This window comes from Herbiconiux gentiana (assembly GCF_024978135.1).
Lineage (GTDB): Bacteria > Actinomycetota > Actinomycetes > Actinomycetales > Microbacteriaceae > Herbiconiux > Herbiconiux gentiana.
The window spans coordinates 1-14,276 of sequence record NZ_JANTEZ010000012.1 but is presented as its reverse complement, the minus strand read 5'-3'; the positions used below and the strand labels follow the sequence as shown (position 1 = coordinate 14,276).

Annotated in this window: 16 protein-coding genes and 1 pseudogene; 9 read left to right on the top strand and 8 right to left on the bottom strand. The window is 65.3% G+C overall.

Annotated elements, in window-relative coordinates:
* Positions 1-272: 272 nt before the first annotated feature.
* From NVV95_RS17800 to NVV95_RS17785, 4 genes are all read right to left on the bottom strand, one after another.
* Positions 273-1,238, bottom strand: a complete 966-nt coding sequence (locus tag NVV95_RS17800; RefSeq protein WP_259487922.1) for a hypothetical protein — start codon at positions 1,236-1,238, stop codon at positions 273-275.
* Positions 1,239-1,595: 357 nt separating this feature from the next.
* Positions 1,596-1,784, bottom strand: a complete 189-nt coding sequence (locus NVV95_RS17795) for a hypothetical protein (RefSeq protein ID WP_259487921.1) — start codon at positions 1,782-1,784, stop codon at positions 1,596-1,598.
* A 206-nt stretch (positions 1,785-1,990) separates the two neighbouring features.
* Positions 1,991-3,205, bottom strand: a complete 1,215-nt coding sequence (locus tag NVV95_RS17790) for a hypothetical protein (RefSeq protein WP_259487920.1) — start codon at positions 3,203-3,205, stop codon at positions 1,991-1,993.
* Positions 3,206-3,246: 41 nt separating this feature from the next.
* On the bottom strand, positions 3,247-4,470 hold the full coding sequence (locus NVV95_RS17785) for a phospholipase D-like domain-containing protein (RefSeq protein ID WP_259487919.1): 1,224 nt from the start codon (positions 4,468-4,470) through the stop codon (positions 3,247-3,249).
* A gap of 80 nt (positions 4,471-4,550) precedes the next feature.
* Between NVV95_RS17785 and NVV95_RS17780 the strand changes: the two genes are divergently transcribed.
* Entirely contained in the window at positions 4,551-6,194 is a 1,644-nt protein-coding gene (locus NVV95_RS17780) for an Eco57I restriction-modification methylase domain-containing protein (protein ID WP_375163863.1), read from the top strand.
* Between the two features lie 114 nt (positions 6,195-6,308).
* Here NVV95_RS17780 and NVV95_RS17775 read toward each other — a convergent pair whose 3' ends face one another.
* Positions 6,309-6,569, bottom strand: a complete 261-nt coding sequence (locus tag NVV95_RS17775) for a hypothetical protein (protein WP_259487916.1) — start codon at positions 6,567-6,569, stop codon at positions 6,309-6,311.
* 112 nt (positions 6,570-6,681) lie between these two features.
* Between NVV95_RS17775 and NVV95_RS17770 the strand changes: the two genes are divergently transcribed.
* From NVV95_RS17770 to NVV95_RS17750, 5 genes are all read left to right on the top strand, one after another.
* Positions 6,682-7,659 (top strand): arsenic resistance protein, encoded by a 978-nt coding sequence (locus NVV95_RS17770; protein WP_259487915.1) that lies wholly within the window; start codon positions 6,682-6,684, stop codon positions 7,657-7,659.
* Between the two features lie 78 nt (positions 7,660-7,737).
* Positions 7,738-7,998, top strand: coding sequence for a hypothetical protein (locus tag NVV95_RS17765; protein WP_259487914.1), 261 nt, complete (start codon positions 7,738-7,740; stop codon positions 7,996-7,998).
* The gene (gene cmtR, locus NVV95_RS17760; protein ID WP_259487913.1) at positions 7,998-8,369 is read left to right on the top strand and encodes a Cd(II)/Pb(II)-sensing metalloregulatory transcriptional regulator CmtR; all 372 of its coding nucleotides are present in this window, start codon (positions 7,998-8,000) and stop codon (positions 8,367-8,369) included. The genes NVV95_RS17765 and cmtR overlap by 1 nt, the downstream gene beginning before the upstream one ends.
* Complete coding sequence (locus NVV95_RS17755; protein WP_375163860.1) at positions 8,366-9,031, top strand: cation efflux transmembrane domain-containing protein; 666 nt, start codon at positions 8,366-8,368, stop codon at positions 9,029-9,031. Before cmtR ends, NVV95_RS17755 begins: the two co-directional genes overlap by 4 nt.
* 22 nt (positions 9,032-9,053) lie before the next feature.
* Entirely contained in the window at positions 9,054-9,365 is a 312-nt protein-coding gene (locus NVV95_RS17750) for a thioredoxin family protein (RefSeq protein WP_259487911.1), read from the top strand.
* Between the two features lie 193 nt (positions 9,366-9,558).
* On the opposite strand, the gene NVV95_RS17745 is transcribed toward NVV95_RS17750, so the two are convergent.
* Both NVV95_RS17745 and NVV95_RS17740 read right to left on the bottom strand, forming a co-directional pair.
* Positions 9,559-10,938: an FAD-dependent oxidoreductase gene (locus NVV95_RS17745; protein ID WP_259487910.1), complete on the bottom strand. Its 1,380-nt coding sequence runs from the start codon at positions 10,936-10,938 to the stop codon at positions 9,559-9,561.
* Between the two features lie 25 nt (positions 10,939-10,963).
* A complete protein-coding gene (locus NVV95_RS17740) occupies positions 10,964-11,719 on the bottom strand; it encodes an aquaporin (RefSeq protein WP_259487909.1) in 756 nt (251 codons plus the stop codon).
* Positions 11,720-11,768: 49 nt separating this feature from the next.
* Here NVV95_RS17740 and NVV95_RS17735 point away from each other — a divergent pair, with 49 nt between their 5' ends.
* The 3 genes from NVV95_RS17735 to NVV95_RS17725 are packed head-to-tail and all read left to right on the top strand — an operon-like array spanning position 11,769 to position 13,539.
* The gene (locus NVV95_RS17735) at positions 11,769-12,443 is read left to right on the top strand and encodes an arsenate reductase/protein-tyrosine-phosphatase family protein (RefSeq protein WP_259487908.1); all 675 of its coding nucleotides are present in this window, start codon (positions 11,769-11,771) and stop codon (positions 12,441-12,443) included.
* A gap of 15 nt (positions 12,444-12,458) precedes the next feature.
* Positions 12,459-13,115, top strand: a complete 657-nt coding sequence (locus NVV95_RS17730; protein WP_259487906.1) for an arsenate reductase ArsC — start codon at positions 12,459-12,461, stop codon at positions 13,113-13,115.
* A 28-nt stretch (positions 13,116-13,143) separates the two neighbouring features.
* Positions 13,144-13,539, top strand: a complete 396-nt coding sequence (locus NVV95_RS17725; RefSeq protein ID WP_259487905.1) for an arsenate-mycothiol transferase ArsC — start codon at positions 13,144-13,146, stop codon at positions 13,537-13,539.
* An 11-nt stretch (positions 13,540-13,550) separates the two neighbouring features.
* On the opposite strand, the pseudogene NVV95_RS17720 reads toward NVV95_RS17725, so the two are convergent.
* Positions 13,551-14,276: pseudogene (locus tag NVV95_RS17720) on the bottom strand (flavoprotein); the annotation flags it as partial.

Here is a 14,276-nt window from a genome sequence, read left to right as displayed (position 1 = left end):
ACGAACCGCCCTGCTGGGGGTGGGCGGCCGGCGCTATGCGGCGCGGGCTCGGCATTCAGAAGCCGTTCCCTGCACGATAGGCGACCTGACGCCGGATTCAAACCCCTCACCGCACCGTGCTCGAGCACGTGGCCACGCCCCTAAGGCAGGCACCTCGACTGCAGCTCGACGTCGACGCACCAGGCCGCCTCTCGCGAATTCTGATCGACTCGCCGGCGGCCGGCGCCGACCGCCAACTGAGCACCTTGCAACTGAGGTGAAAGCTCGTGCGCTCACTCGGCAGCTCCGCCCGGGTGCCGGCGGGCACGTTCCCACGCTCTCTGCTGTTCGTGCATCGCGGCGATCGCCTCGTCGATAGCCGCCTGATCGCGGGACGCCCACCGTGCTTCTTCGGCCTCGCGTTCACGTCGGCGGGCCTCCAGCTCGGCCCGGGCCTGGATCGCTCGGAGCTGCGCTTCCTCGGCCGGCGTCGGCTCGTTCGGGTCGATCGCATTCTTGATCTGCCACCCCAGATACGCCACCGGATCACGCTGCCCGGCAGGCTCCGCAACGGTGAAGCCGGCACGCTTGTTACCCGAGGCGAGAGCGTCCATGAAGGCGTCGATCGTCCACCTGTCCGGGTCGACCTCACAGCGTTCCAGCATCGCGCACACCTGACCGATATGCCGCCCATCCGCCAACCACCGCATCCGAGCTACCAGCCTCGCAGCAAACCGCTGGAGCCCAATTGTCCTCGGCCGGCCCGACCTCGGGAGACTTGGGCGGTCTGACCCATTCGTCTTTGCTGGAGGGCGCGAAGCGGCCGACTCGCGCGCGCTTGTGCGCGTTGGTTTAACTTCTAAATCAGGAGCTTTAAGACCAAGGTCACCCCTACGGGGTAGATGGACATTTTCAACAGCCCACCGTTTCGGCATCGTCAGCGCACGCACCGACGCGGCCTTGATCTGACGTCCCCCATGGACACTCTCAGCGGCCTCACGCTCAGCCACAGTGAGGTAGCGGCCCTCCACGATCGACACGGCCAACCCGAGCGCTTCCAGCAGCCCACGAGCGCGCTGCACGGTCTTCTTACACACACCCGTCACCTCGGCCACCGTCTCATGCGCGGTACTCACACCGCGGCCCGTGTCGGCGTCGGCCGAGAGCATGTCCGCGTGCGCAATCCGCAGCAGCGTATCGGGCGCGATCGACACCCGCCGACGCAGCTCCTCACCCTCCGGGGTGCGCAGAGCATCCATCACCGCATCGAACCACGCAGCACCACTCGTCCAAGCCGGCACAGCCGCATACGCCCCCGGAGGGGCCTCCAGGCTCCAAGAGCCCGACCGCTTCGAACTCGCAGCTCCTGGGGCATCCTGTGGCCCCAAAATCGGGTCGTCGAAGTGATCTGACACGCCGACCGGCGTGTTTGCGCGCGAAAACGGGACAGCAAGTCCCACGTGAGGTACGATCGACACGTCTCCTTGAAGACGCGGAAGAGCCTCCCGGCTCTACCGGGTTCTTGTACTGGGATTGCTCCACACCTCGTTCTGTCGCCAAACATTCCCGAGGTAGGGAGCCAGAGCTTCGGGCCCGCCTCTGGCGGGCCTCTCTCGTTAAGCCGAGTCGATAGGCAACTCCCCATCACGCGGCAAGGGCTCCCACCAGACGGGAATGCCCTGGTCTGTCAGCTCCAGGTGATCGAGCATCTTCTCGATCAGAACAGCGCTAGAGACGCCCGCATTGCGAGCGATCGCGTCTAGGCGCTCTTTCTGCGGCCGCTCGATCTTGTAGCCGAGCGACACTGCGTCAACTCGTGTGCCACGAGGTAGTCGACGGGGAGCCATAGCCCGAGGCTAGAGATGTATCTAGCCTTAATAGCGACAGACACGCCATGAACGCTGTATCTAGCTTTAAGACCACCCGGTAGGAGTGGCGCCTCGTGCCGGCGAAGTCGCATCACCGCGCTGCCTAATTCTTCGCCGCTGACTTTCGCGTTAGAGCATCGAAGTCATGGTGCGCCCCATGGGTCTCCGGGTGGCCACGGGTCCGGCAGGTCGAAGAAGTCAGCTGATGGAATAGCGCTGGTCTCCACTACCTGGTCACCGACAGCTTCCATGACCGACCCCGGGAGACCGGGAGAGTTCCTCAGCGGGTATAAGGCTCCGGGGTGGAGCCAAGTCGTCGGCTGGGCCAGTAGCGGTTTGTATGGTCCGAGTTGGTTGACCACGACCACTCCCGAAACCTGTCGATGACCCCAGTCGGGAGGTGAACCGAAGTAGCCGTTCATCTCCCGGCTTCGGTCGACCGTCTCAATTCCGTCACTGGCGTTGCGTATCCGCACAACTTCGGGGCCGTAGAACGCGTTGGCACTATCCCAGGTGTGCGCACTGAACGCCTGCAAACCGACCGCGATAAGTAGCGGAGCATCAAGCACTCCGTACGCGTTGTGCTTCACCCCGAGCGCGCTCACGATTGTTGCCGCTTCATTGACGACCCGCGCACCGGTATGACCGAAAATGCCGATGGCTCTATCGCCCGGCCGCACGCCCCTGGCATCGGGTCGAAGCGGGATGGGCTTGAAACCAACCGACCAACCAGCGTTCTCCCATTGAAAACTCGGAGCGTTCTCTGTTGTGATCGTGTCGGGATCCAAAGTCTTTAACCACACTCCGAGCGCGTGACGAAGCCGCGCGGACGCGGGATCGCGAGGGCCATCGACTAGATGCTCCAGCGCGAGTAGAAAGTTTGGGGTATGAAGCCTGTTGACCGTATCGAACAAGATCGCGCGCCGGCGATTGGCGGCCTTTGATAAGGGCGGTGTCCCCGGAACGATGGCTTCGAGATAGAGCCGTTGGTCTTCTCGTTCTGCCAAGAAATCAGGGTGCCGGCTGCTCCCGGGAATTGACGGGTGAACGGTTACCTGGAAACCCGCACGGATCAGGGACTCGTGTAGGTACAGCTCGAAGTATGCACTTCGGTACTGATCGTCATCACTTGAACGGAGGCGGTTACGGAGGTCCTTGTAGTCGCCGTCATCCTGAACATGATCAGCCCACGACTGCATGAGCTGGCGAACATGATCCCACCATGGTCCTGGCACGCGACTTAGGAACCTGAATTCAGGCTCCGCGTAATACGAAGGGTTCGGGTCCGTCCGATTAACCGGGTCGAACAGCGGAAGCCGTTCTGGCTCACCAATCGTCCTGGCCACCGACAGTCCCATCTCAAGCACACAAGAGTCGAGGGCTTACTTTGCCGCCGATGTCAGACAGCGAAGTCTCCGGTGGACTGGGCCGCAATGATCAGCCGAAATCCCTCGGGCTGTAGGCGTTCCAGTGTCACATGGTCGCCAACATGATTGCCCTCCCGGAGGAGTCGACTCAGCACCGTTCCCCAGTGCAGAAGCGTCGTCACGTTGCCTTGACCTGACGCCCGGGCAGGATCGTGACTAAGCCTGAGGTCCAAATCGCCGTATGAAACGCCGTCCACGTAGGTCTCGAACGATACGATCACCTCCATCTCGCTCTCCCTCCCTGCTCTCGGCGTCCAGGGGAGGCCCCCGAAGAAGTCTGTAAAGAAGTACGTCTGATGGTCGAACGGAAACCGTTCCTGACTCAGGCGAAGGTTTCCAGTCGGATTGCTGTTAGCCGTTTTGGGTTTTTGCGCCGCTGTTGAGTCCATGTGTTTGAACCACCGTCGGACGACGTGAGCGGGGGGTATCTGGGCAACGGGTTGGGGAGCAGCAGCAATAGGAGCCACGGGCTTCGCGGCCGAGGGTCGGGCTCGCGACCTGGCCTTTCTGAATGCTGCGGCGAGAGCCGGGAGCGGTCGCATCAGACCAGTCGGGACGCCGAACAACCCTTTTGCAGATCCCGAGGAGACGCTGTCGGAGTCCTCGGGAGCCGGTTGCTCTGGCGTGGATACCCGCCGGCTGGCTCCTTCACTTGCGATGAAGATATCCCGACTCGACATCATGTCGTCGATCAGCTCTTCTGTCAGGGGCCGGCAGACGGTCGGCTCCGCCCTCAACGTCGCGATCCAATCGCGCGCCTCAGCGAAAGGGCCTTCTAATTCGTCGCCAGTGGAGTCAAGCCAAAGAGAGCCTTCGTAGTTCCACCCCAGACCGCCTGCGGTGAGATTGCTCGAGCCGACGAACAACGAATGCTGTTGCGCGCCGGTCGCGAGGTAGACCTTCGGATGAAAGGTTCGGCGTGGATCGTGAAATACGTAGGCTTCGTCTGAAAGGTCACGGGCTAAGGTGAGGCCCTCCTGCGTTGCTCCCCCTTCGCTGACACCGACGATCATCTCGACATGTCCGCCGCGAGCACGAAAAGCCTCGAGTTGATCAGAAACTCGCCCCAATCCGGAACGTTTGGCCCATGCCACCACGATGGAGAGATGGTCGGCATCGGTTGCTAGAACATGCTCTACAAAGTCGAGCAGGCTGGGTTGGCCTTGCGCGGGCTGCCCCACAAAACGCGCTTTCACATGATGAGTCTCTCGGGCGTTGCGTCGTTTGGGTGGGACGCGAGCACGTAGGATTTGCTTCAGCTACTGAAGTGGAGACCATGCGAACTCGCAACCTAGTAAGCGACGAGAAGCTGCGGGGCGGATTCTATTCTCCCGACATATTGGTGGATCTGTGCCTCAAGCGATCCTCTGACCTCCTGCAGGGTCGGCACAATTTGCGTGTCCTTGAGCCTGCAGCCGGCGATGGTGCTTTCATTCGCGGCCTACGTCGCTCTCCATTGGCCGACCGCATCGCCCATATCGAGGCGGTGGAAATTCTTGATCAGGAAGCACACAAGGCCTCGCAGACTCTCGAAGCGGCGAGGCTGCCGGGAATAGTGCAGACCTCCAATGTGCTCGATTGGGATCGGCGACACGCCTCTCAGTTTGACCTTGCACTGGGGAATCCGCCTTACGTGCGCTTCCAATTCATCTCGGCCGAAGACAAGCAGCATGCACTTTCCATAGGCGCCCAGCTGGGCATCCCTGGGGCGGCCGTCTCCAACCTCTGGATACCCGTATTTCTGCTTGCGATTCAGCGTCTCGCTCCGGGCGGCGTCTTCTCCATGATCCTCCCCGCAGAATTTCTTACGGGCGTTTCTGCGGGGCGTGTTCGCGCTTGGCTACTGGAAGCCACTACTGACCTCAGCATCGACCTATTCAAGCCCGGCTCCTTCCCCGCCGTCCTGCAGGAAGTGCTCATTCTGACCGGCCGTAAGGCTGCCGGAGGTGCGAGCGCCAGCAAAACCGTGCGTTTCTTCGATCACAACGGCGGAACGCATCAATGGCGCCACGAAGTCTCTCCCGCAGCCAAGACTTGGACGCCGTACCTGCTCAATCCCGAACAGGAGAGCGCGCTCTCGGCGAGCATGCGTCTTGAAGGTCTAACTCATCTCGGCAATGAAGCACGATTCACGGTGTCAACCGTCACGGGCGCCAATGACTTCTTCTGCGTCGACAGCGCCACCGTGAAGAAGAATGACCTGAAGCAGTGGACCTTGCCCCTTTTACCGCGAACACGGTTCGCGAGGGGCCTGACCTACACGGCAGCGGAACACGAGCAGCTCTCCGATAGCGACGCTTCGGCGTGGATGCTGAGCTTCGATGCTGCCAGGCCTTCGCCCACTTCAAATTCTCGAGCACACGGATATCTGAGTCGAGGCGAGCAAGCCGAGCTGCACGAGCGATTCAAATGCCGCGTGCGAACTCCTTGGTTCCGAGTACCGGTGGTGCAGCCTGGCCAACTCCTGATGTCTAAACGCTCCAACCTTTTCCCTCGCGTGATCGTCAACCGGGCCGGAGTCGTCACTACCGATACCATCTACAGAGGCCAGATGCTGTCTAGCTCCTCGCTGACACCAGACGATGTTGCCGCAGCATTTCACAATTCCCTCACCCTCCTCTCGGTGGAAACAAACGGACGTAGCTTCGGAGGAGGAGTCCTTGAACTTGTGCCGAGCGAGGTCAGTTCTCTCGTTCTCCCGGCATCTGCTGATGCGCGAGCCCAGCTCGGGCTGCTTGATCACGTGGCTCGCACGGATCCATCACCAGAGGCACTCATCGAAGCTACTGATCAGTTCCTTCCTCAATGGATTCCAGGGCTGAATCCCGACCTACTTCGTCTCATCAAAGAGGCTCGCCAGGAACTGCAGCAGCGACGCATCATCCGCTCGCATGGAAAGTTTTACAGCGACTCTCTGTAGAGCCGCGTAACCAGCCGCAGACCGCGAGTCTTCGCCGTTCGGCCCGAGGTTTAGTGTGTTTGTCACACATGCTTTTGTACCGCGGATAACGTGCGTTATGTCAATAGCGACGGATTAGCCCTCCGCGCGCACTTGGTTGCCGAGGTCGCGAAGGAACTCTCCCCATCGCGTATCGGCGTCAGCTCCGGAGTCGAATTTCCCCAGCCAGGCATCGAAGGCCGGCGTGCCCACGAGCTTGATCTCGACCCGCAGAATGTGGTGGGTTCCGTCTCGGTGGACTTTCGGAACGAGCGACACAACGTGCTCAGGATTGATCCACATCCGCGCGCTGCCGGCAGGGCCATCCCTATCTGGCAGTGGGACGAAGCGCGGCATAGGCCAACTGTGCCGTTGCCCGGCACCTTCTCGCAATACGTCACGTTTCCGCGGCGCCCGGCCGGCTAGCCTCATCGCTGATCTGGTGCCTGTCGTTCTCTAGGCTGGTCGAATGGGGCGTGTCGTTGAGTGGTGGGACAGGCAACAGGTTCCGCTGTACGTCGCGGCGATTCTTCTCGGCGCCCTTGTCGGCTCTCTCGTGCCGGCGATCGCGCCGGCCCTGACGGTCGCGATCAATCCGACCTTGGCTCTGCTGTTGTTCGCCACGTTCCTCGGCGTGCCACTGATCGAGGTGGGCCGTTCGTTCCGCGACGTCAGATTCCTGCTCACGGTTCTGGTCGTGAACTTCCTCGTCGTTCCGCTTATCGTGTTCGGGCTTTCTCGGTTCGTCGCCGACGATCGGGGGCTGCTCCTCGGGCTGCTCCTGGTACTGCTCACCCCCTGCGTGGATTACGTCATCGTGTTCACCGGGCTGGCCGGCGGGGCGCGGGCACGGCTTCTCGCGGCAGCGCCGCTGCTAATGCTGTTGCAGATCGTGCTCCTGCCTATATATCTGCTCCTCTTCGCGGGCAGCGGCGCGGTGGAGCTGATCGAGGTGGGGCCATTCGTCGAGGCGTTTGTCGTGCTCATCGTGGTGCCGTTGGTGGCGGCCGCGATCGTTCAAGCGATCGCCACCAGGCATCGTGTCGGCCGAGCTATTGAGGTCGTCATGGCCGGGGCGATGGTGCCGCTCATGATGCTGACTCTCGCGGTCGTGATCGGCTCTCAGATCGCGGCCGTCGGCGGACAGGCCGTGGCACTGCTTCGCGTCGTCCCGCTCTACGTGGTGTTCCTGGCGATCATGGTTCTTGTCGGGCTGGTCGCCGGCCGTGTGGCCCGGTTGGACGTTCCATCGACCCGAGCCGTGATGTTCAGCGGGTCCACCCGCAACTCGCTCGTCGTCCTCCCCCTGGCTCTGGCGTTGCCGGCGTCGCTCGGCTTGGCTCCACTAGCGGTCGTCACGCAGACGCTCGTCGAGCTGGTCGGCATGGTGGTCTTCGTGCGCCTCGTACCCTGGCTGACGCGTTCCCATCAGACCACCCTTGATTAATACAGCAGACGCTGTATTAATGTGGGTATGACTTCTTTCGTTCGGAGCGCGCTCCCCCTCGTGCCGGCGGCGTGTTCGTTGACGGCCACCGATGGGCGTGCTCAGCTCACGGCCTGGCGGCGGTTCGATGAGGCCTTCGCCCAAGGTCGCGACGATGCCGATGGTGTCCTGACGATCCACTACGCACGCACCGAGGAGTCCGTGGCCGAGCTGCGCCGGCTCGTGGACGTTGAATCGCGCTGCTGCTCATTCGTCAGATGGGACATCCGGGATGCCGGCGACACCCTGGCGCTGGTGGTCACCGGAGACGCCGACCAGCTCCGAATGCTGAGTATCTGATGGCGGGCGCTCCCGTGCCGCTCACGCTCAGCTCGCGGTTGGACGTGATGAACCGCCTCGGCCGTGCGATGGCCGATCCCTCCCGCTCGCGCATCCTGATGCTGCTGCTCGATGGGCCGGCCTACCCGGCCGGAATCGCCACCGCCCTCGACCTCACCCGCCAGAACGTATCGAACCACCTCACCTGCCTGCGCGACTGCGGCATCGTCGTCGCGGAGCCCGAGGGGCGGCAGAACAGGTACGAGATCGCGGATGCCCATCTCGCGAAGGCACTGAACGACCTGGTGAGCGTGGTGCTCGCCGTCGACACCTCGGCGCCCTGCAACGACGAGTCCTGCACGGTTCCCGGATGCTGCGAGGCCACCCCGTGACCGCGACGACCGCGCAACCCACCGAACAGCGCCGCGCCCTGCTGCACAAGCGCATCCGGCTGATCGTCGCCGTCACGATCGGCTACAACCTGATCGAGGCCGTCGTCGCGATCGCCGCCGGAACAGCCGCATCCTCCGGCGCCCTGATCGGGTTCGGCCTCGACTCCACGATCGAAGTGCTCTCCGCGGCCGCGGTCGCGTGGCAGTTCACCCGCCGGGACCCCGAACGGTGGGAGAAGGGAACGCTGCGGGTCATCGCCGTGGCCTTCTTCGCCCTCGCCCTGTACGTCGGCGCGAACTCGATCCTGGCTCTGACTGGTGTTGTCGAGGCCGAGCACAGCACCGTCGGCATCGTGCTCACCGCCCTCAGCGTGGCCATCATGCCGTTCCTTTCGCTCGCGGAACGACGCACCGGCCGCGAGCTGGGCTCCGCGACCGCCGTGGCCGACTCGAAGCAGACCCTGATCTGCACCTACCTGTCGGCCGCCGTGCTGATCGGGCTCCTCCTCAACAGCCTGCTCGGCTGGTGGTGGGCCGACCCGATCGCCGCGCTCGTCATCGTCGCCTTCGCCTTCCGCGAAGGCATCGAGGCCTGGAAGGGCGACGCCTGCGCCACATCCGTGGGCATGCTCCTCGATCAGGACGACGACCCTGAGTCCTGACGAGATCGAGCGATACTGAGCTATGCGCGTGGAGATCCTTCATATCGATGAATGCCCCAACTGGGTTGAGGCCGGAGTTCGAGCACAGGAGGCGCTGACCGAATTGGGGCACGGTGACGTCGAGGTGACGTATCGGCTGCTATCGAACAGCGTCCAGGCCTCGGAAGTTCCATTCGCGGGTTCCCCGACGATTCTTCTCGATGGCGTGGACGCGTTCCCGTCCGGGGGACGAACCTCGGAATTGGCGTGCCGCGTCTATCGGAGCGACAGCGGTTTCGCTGGCGCTCCGTCCGTCGCCCAACTCATCGAAGCAATCCGAGATCACGTCGCCTAGCCCCGCCGTGACAGGGACCGAGTGAGAAGATGACAACGTGACGTCGATCGCACCGGGCACAGAGTGTTCCTGCTGCGGTCGCACGCTGCCACTCGCCAAACTGCACGCTCTCAGCGACGGCGGCTACATCTGTCGCCGCTGCGGGCTGTGGGTGGCGCTGTCGCCACGCTCAACTCGTCGATGACGAACCTCTCTAGACACTGACCGCTGCACGAAGCTGTCGGCTCCACGCCTGCGTAGCGACCTGCACCGCGTCCCAGGGGGAGCCGAGCGGGGGCGTGTAGGAGAGGTCGAGGTCGCTCATCGCGTCGACGGTCATGCCGTGGTGCAGGGCGGTGGCGTAGGTGTCGACGCGCTTGGCGATCTCCGCTCCCCGGGCGCCGACGAGTTGCGCGCCGAGCAGCAGCCCGGTGCCGGTGTCGCCGGTGATGCGGATGCTGAGGGGCTTCGCGCCCGGGTAGTAGGCCTTGTGGTCGTCCGCGATCGCGGTGCCGCTCAGGGGCGTGTGCCCAGCCGTGATGGCTTCGTGGTCGCGGAGTCCGGTGCGGGCGGCGACGAGGTCGAAGACTTTCACGACCTGGGTGCCGAGGCTGCCGGCGAACCGGGCGTCGCCGCCGATCGCGTTTTCGCCGGCCACGCGGCCCTGCTTGTGCGAGGTCGTGCCGAGGGGCAGGTAGGTGATGCCGAGGAGGCGGTGGTGGGTGACCACGCCGTCGCCGGCCGCCCAGACGTGCGGGAGACCGGTGCGCATCTGCTCGTCGACGACGACCGCTCCCCCGGCGCCGGTGGATGCGCCGGCTTCGGTGAGGAGGCTGGTGTTGGGGCGCACGCCGACGACCACGAGCACGAGGTCGGCCGTGCGGGCGAACTCGGTGCCGTTCTGTTGCCCGGTGACCGTGAGGCCTGCGGCCGTCCGGGTGATCTGCTGAACGCGGGTGCCGGTGACGACGTCGACGCCGTGGCGGGTGAGTTCGTCGTGGACGAGGGCGCCGAGTTCGGGGTCGAGGGTGGAGAGCACTTCGGGTCCGCGCTGGAGCTGTGTGACGTGGAGGCCGCGGACGGTGAGGGCTTCGGCCATTTCGAGGCCGACGTAGCCGGCGCCGACGATGATCGCCGTCGCGGGCTGGTGCTCGTCGAGGTAGCGCTCGAGCGCGAAGGTGTCGCCCATCGAGTGCAGCACGTGCACGCCGTCGTCCGGGCCGAGCCCGCCGGCTTCGATGCCGGCCGTCGACGGGGATGCCCCGGTGCCGACCATCAGCTCGTCGTAGGCGATCGTCGATTCCTGCCCGTTCGCGTCGCGGACGGTGAGCTGCTGGCCGGCGACGTCGATGCCCGTGGCGAGGGTGTCGAGGCGGAGCTGCATCCCGGTCGCTTCGAGGTCCGCGTGGGTGCGGTGCGCGAGCGACTGCCACGGGTTGACCTCGCGGGAGAAGTAGTAGGGGATGCCGCAGATGGAGAAGTTCGGGTAGGAGTCTGCGACGACGACGGTCACGTCGACGGAGGGGTCGAGTTCGCGGGCGCGGAGTGCGGTGGAGATTCCGGCGTCGCTTCCGCCGATCGCTACGAGGTGCATGAGGGTGTGCCTTTCAAGGGGTGGATCAGTGGGCTTCGACAGGGTGCGGGACCGCGACGTCGCCAGCCGTGCTGCGGGCGGCGGTCGGGTAGAGCACGAGCAGCAGGCCGAGCCCGAGGGCGGCGCCGGCGAGCTGGGCGAGGATGAACGGGGCGACGGATGCGGGGGCGATGCCGGCGAAGGTGTCGGTGAAGGTGCGGGCGATCGTCACGGCGGGGTTCGCGAACGACGTCGAGCTGGTGAACCAGTAGGCGGCGCCGATGTAGGCGCCGACCGCGGCCGCGGTGACCGCGCCCTTGCCGGTGCGGGCGAGCGCGAAGATCAGCAGCACCAGGCCCGCCGTGGCCACGACCTCCCCGACCAGGTGCCCACCGGATGCCCGGTCGGTGGTCGAGATCGTCGGGGCGACGTCGAACATGACGCCGGCCAGCAGGGTGCCGGCGATGCCGCCCGCGATCTGCGCGAGCAGGTACGGGCCGAGATCGCGGCCCGGGAGGCCGTGGCCACGACGGCCGATGAGCCAATCCGCGATCGACACGACCGGGTTGAAGTGCGCCCCGGACACCGGTCCGAGCATCAGGATCAGCACCGCCAGGCCGAGCGCGGTGGCGATGCTGTTCTCCAGCAGTTGCAGGCCGACGTCGCCGGCCGAGAGCTGCTGCGCGGCGATCCCGGAGCCGACGACGACCGTCACGAGCAGGCCGGTGCCGACGAACTCGGCGGTGACCCGGCGCGCCAGATGCGGGCGGGACAGCTCGGGGTGAAGGTGTGGGGTTTTCATGTCGGCCCCATCTTGACTCGAACCAACTAGTTCAGTCAAGATTGAGACAATGAACATTGAGCGAAGTGAAGAGTTGGAGCGGCGGGCAGCGAAGCACGCCGCGCTCAGCGAGCCGGCACGGCTGCGCATCGTCGACCTGCTCACGCTGGGCGACCTCTCCCCCACCGAAATCCAGGTTGCGCTCGGCATCCGATCGAACCTCGTCACCCATCACCTGAATGCCCTCGAAGCCGTCGGCATGGTCGCCCGGTCCCGATCGGAGGCCGACAAGCGCCGCTCCTACGTGCACCTGACCACCACCGCGCTTGCCGGGCTCACGCCGGGTGCGGTGGAACGGGCCGACCGGGTGGTGTTCGTCTGCACCGCGAACTCTGCCCGGTCGCAGCTCGCGGCCGCGCTCTGGGAGCAGCAGTCGACCATCCCGGCCGCATCCGGGGGCACCCATCCGGCCGAGCAGATCGACGCAGGAGCGATCGCCGCCGCCAAGCGCCACCACCTCGCCCTCGCAGACGTCCAGCCGCGCGTGCTCGGTGACGTGCTGACCGACACCGATTTCGTGGTCACCGTCTGCGACAACGCCCACGAAGAGCTGGGCGTGACCGGGAACCTCCACTGGTCGATCCCGGACCCGGTTCGAATCGGCACCGCCGCCGCATTCGACACCACCTATGCCGAGCTGCACCGACGCATCTCGGACCTCGCTCCGCGGCTCGCCGCATCCTGAACAAGGGAGCACCCCATGAATCCCGCCATCACCCTCGATCAGCAGTACGCGTTGAAGACCGCGGCTACCAGGCTCGAACGTGACTTCGCCGGCACGTTCAACGTGGAGACGATCGAACGGTTCCTGCATTTCTCCTACGACCAGTTCGCGGGACGTGCGAAAGTTACCACCTTCTTGCCGCTGCTGGCCGAGAAGTTCGCCCGCCAACGGCTGAGCGCCCTCGCCCGGGTCGAGGGGAAGCACCTCGACGGCAAGCCCACCGTGCTGTTCCTGTGCGTCCACAACGCCGGCCGCTCCCAGATGGCCCTCGGGTTCTTCGAGCACTACGCCGGCGAGAACGCGGTGGCCTGGTCGGGCGGTTCCGAGCCGGGCGACCAGGTGAACGGGGAAGCGATCGCCGCGATGACCGAGCGCGGTATCGATATCTCGAACGAGTACCCGAAGCCGTGGACGGATGAGGTGGTGCGCGCCGCCGACGTCGTCATCACGATGGGCTGCGGCGACGCCTGCCCGATCTTCCCCGGAAAACGCTACGAGGAATGGGTGCTCGATGACCCGGCCGGGCTGACCGCCACGGATATCCGGCCGATTCGCGACGAGATCGAGCGCCGCGTCCTCGCCCTGCTCGACGAGCTGCACGTCGCCCCTCGCTTCACCAGCTCGCACGCCTGACCACCCGCACGACTACTGAAAGCGATCCATGACCGCCACCCCCACCGTCCTGTTCATCTGCCAGCACAACGCCGGCCGCTCCCAGCTCGGAGCCGCGCTCCTCGACCACCTGGCCGGCGACCGGTTCACCGCGACCTCGGCCGGGCTCTCGCCCGCCGACGAGGTGAACCCGGCCGTCGCCGCGACCGTGGCCGAGCTGGGTGTCGATATTTCGGGGAACGTGCCACGCGCGGTCACGACCTCGGACCTCGACGAGGCCGACATTGTGGTGCTGATGAAGCCCGGACTCGCCCTGCCGGCGACGCCGCGCGGCGAGGTGCTGGAATGGTCATTCCCCAACCCGGAAGCGTGGGACGCCGACGCGGTGCGGCCGCTGCGCGAGGCCGTGGCCGCACAGATTCAGTCGACACTCCTGACCCGCTAGGCCCCGACCGGCTAGACCGAGGCGGGGGCGCGGCCGATCTGGATCAGCGGCTGCTCCGGGAGCGCGCAGCAGCTCCCGCCGATCGCGGTCCCGGTCGAGTCGAACAGGCCCGCTCCCCCGCACACCCCGGTGTCGGGCAGCACCAGGTCAACCCGGGCAGCGGCCTCGTGGTCACCCGCGAGCTCCGCGACGACGGAACGAACCTGCTCGTAGCCGGTCATCGCCAGGAACGTCGGCGCGCGCCCGTAGGACTTCGCGCCGACCAGGTAGAAGTTCGGCTCCGGCTGGGCGAGATCGGCGGCGCCAGTCGCAGCGACCGATCCGCAGGAATGCAGGTTGGGGTCGACCTCGGCCGCGATCCCCACCGGCGCCTGCAACGTCGCATCCAGCTCCAGGCGCAGCTCCGACAGGAACGACAGATCGGGCCGGAACCCGGTCAGCACCGCGACGTGATCGGCGGCCGGGAGGGTGCGGCCGTCTTCGCTGGTGAGCAGCACCCGGTCGCCGTCGCGGGCGATCTTCTCGACCCGGAACCCGGTCACCAGGTCGATCAGGCCGGCATCGACGAACTCTTTCGCGGTGATGCCGAGCTGGCCGCGGGCGGGCAGCTCATCCGCTTCTCCCCCGCCGAAAGTGTTGCCGACCGTGCCGCGGCGCAGCACCCAGGTGACTTTCGTCGACGGGTCGCGGCGCGCGATCCGGCCGAGCGCGATCACGGCCGTCACGGCCGAGTGCCC

Excerpts from the sequence above, each read along its gene's own strand:
- NVV95_RS17775 (WP_259487916.1), bottom strand. The coding sequence starts at position 6,569 with ATGCCGCGCTTCGTCCCACTGCCAGATAGGGATGGCCCTGCCGGCAGC.
- NVV95_RS17790 (WP_259487920.1), bottom strand. The coding sequence starts at position 3,205 with ATGGGACTGTCGGTGGCCAGGACGATTGGTGAGCCAGAACGGCTTCCG.
- NVV95_RS17730 (WP_259487906.1), top strand. The coding sequence starts at position 12,459 with ATGAATCCCGCCATCACCCTCGATCAGCAGTACGCGTTGAAGACCGCG.
- NVV95_RS17770 (WP_259487915.1), top strand. The coding sequence starts at position 6,682 with ATGGGGCGTGTCGTTGAGTGGTGGGACAGGCAACAGGTTCCGCTGTAC.
- NVV95_RS17740 (WP_259487909.1), bottom strand. The coding sequence starts at position 11,719 with ATGAAAACCCCACACCTTCACCCCGAGCTGTCCCGCCCGCATCTGGCG.
- NVV95_RS17750 (WP_259487911.1), top strand. The coding sequence starts at position 9,054 with ATGCGCGTGGAGATCCTTCATATCGATGAATGCCCCAACTGGGTTGAG.
- NVV95_RS17735 (WP_259487908.1), top strand. The coding sequence starts at position 11,769 with ATGAACATTGAGCGAAGTGAAGAGTTGGAGCGGCGGGCAGCGAAGCAC.
- cmtR (WP_259487913.1), top strand. The coding sequence starts at position 7,998 with ATGGCGGGCGCTCCCGTGCCGCTCACGCTCAGCTCGCGGTTGGACGTG.
- NVV95_RS17725 (WP_259487905.1), top strand. The coding sequence starts at position 13,144 with ATGACCGCCACCCCCACCGTCCTGTTCATCTGCCAGCACAACGCCGGC.
- NVV95_RS17800 (WP_259487922.1), bottom strand. The coding sequence starts at position 1,238 with ATGGATGCTCTGCGCACCCCGGAGGGTGAGGAGCTGCGTCGGCGGGTG.
- NVV95_RS17745 (WP_259487910.1), bottom strand. The coding sequence starts at position 10,938 with ATGCACCTCGTAGCGATCGGCGGAAGCGACGCCGGAATCTCCACCGCA.
- NVV95_RS17780 (WP_375163863.1), top strand. The coding sequence starts at position 4,551 with ATGCGAACTCGCAACCTAGTAAGCGACGAGAAGCTGCGGGGCGGATTC.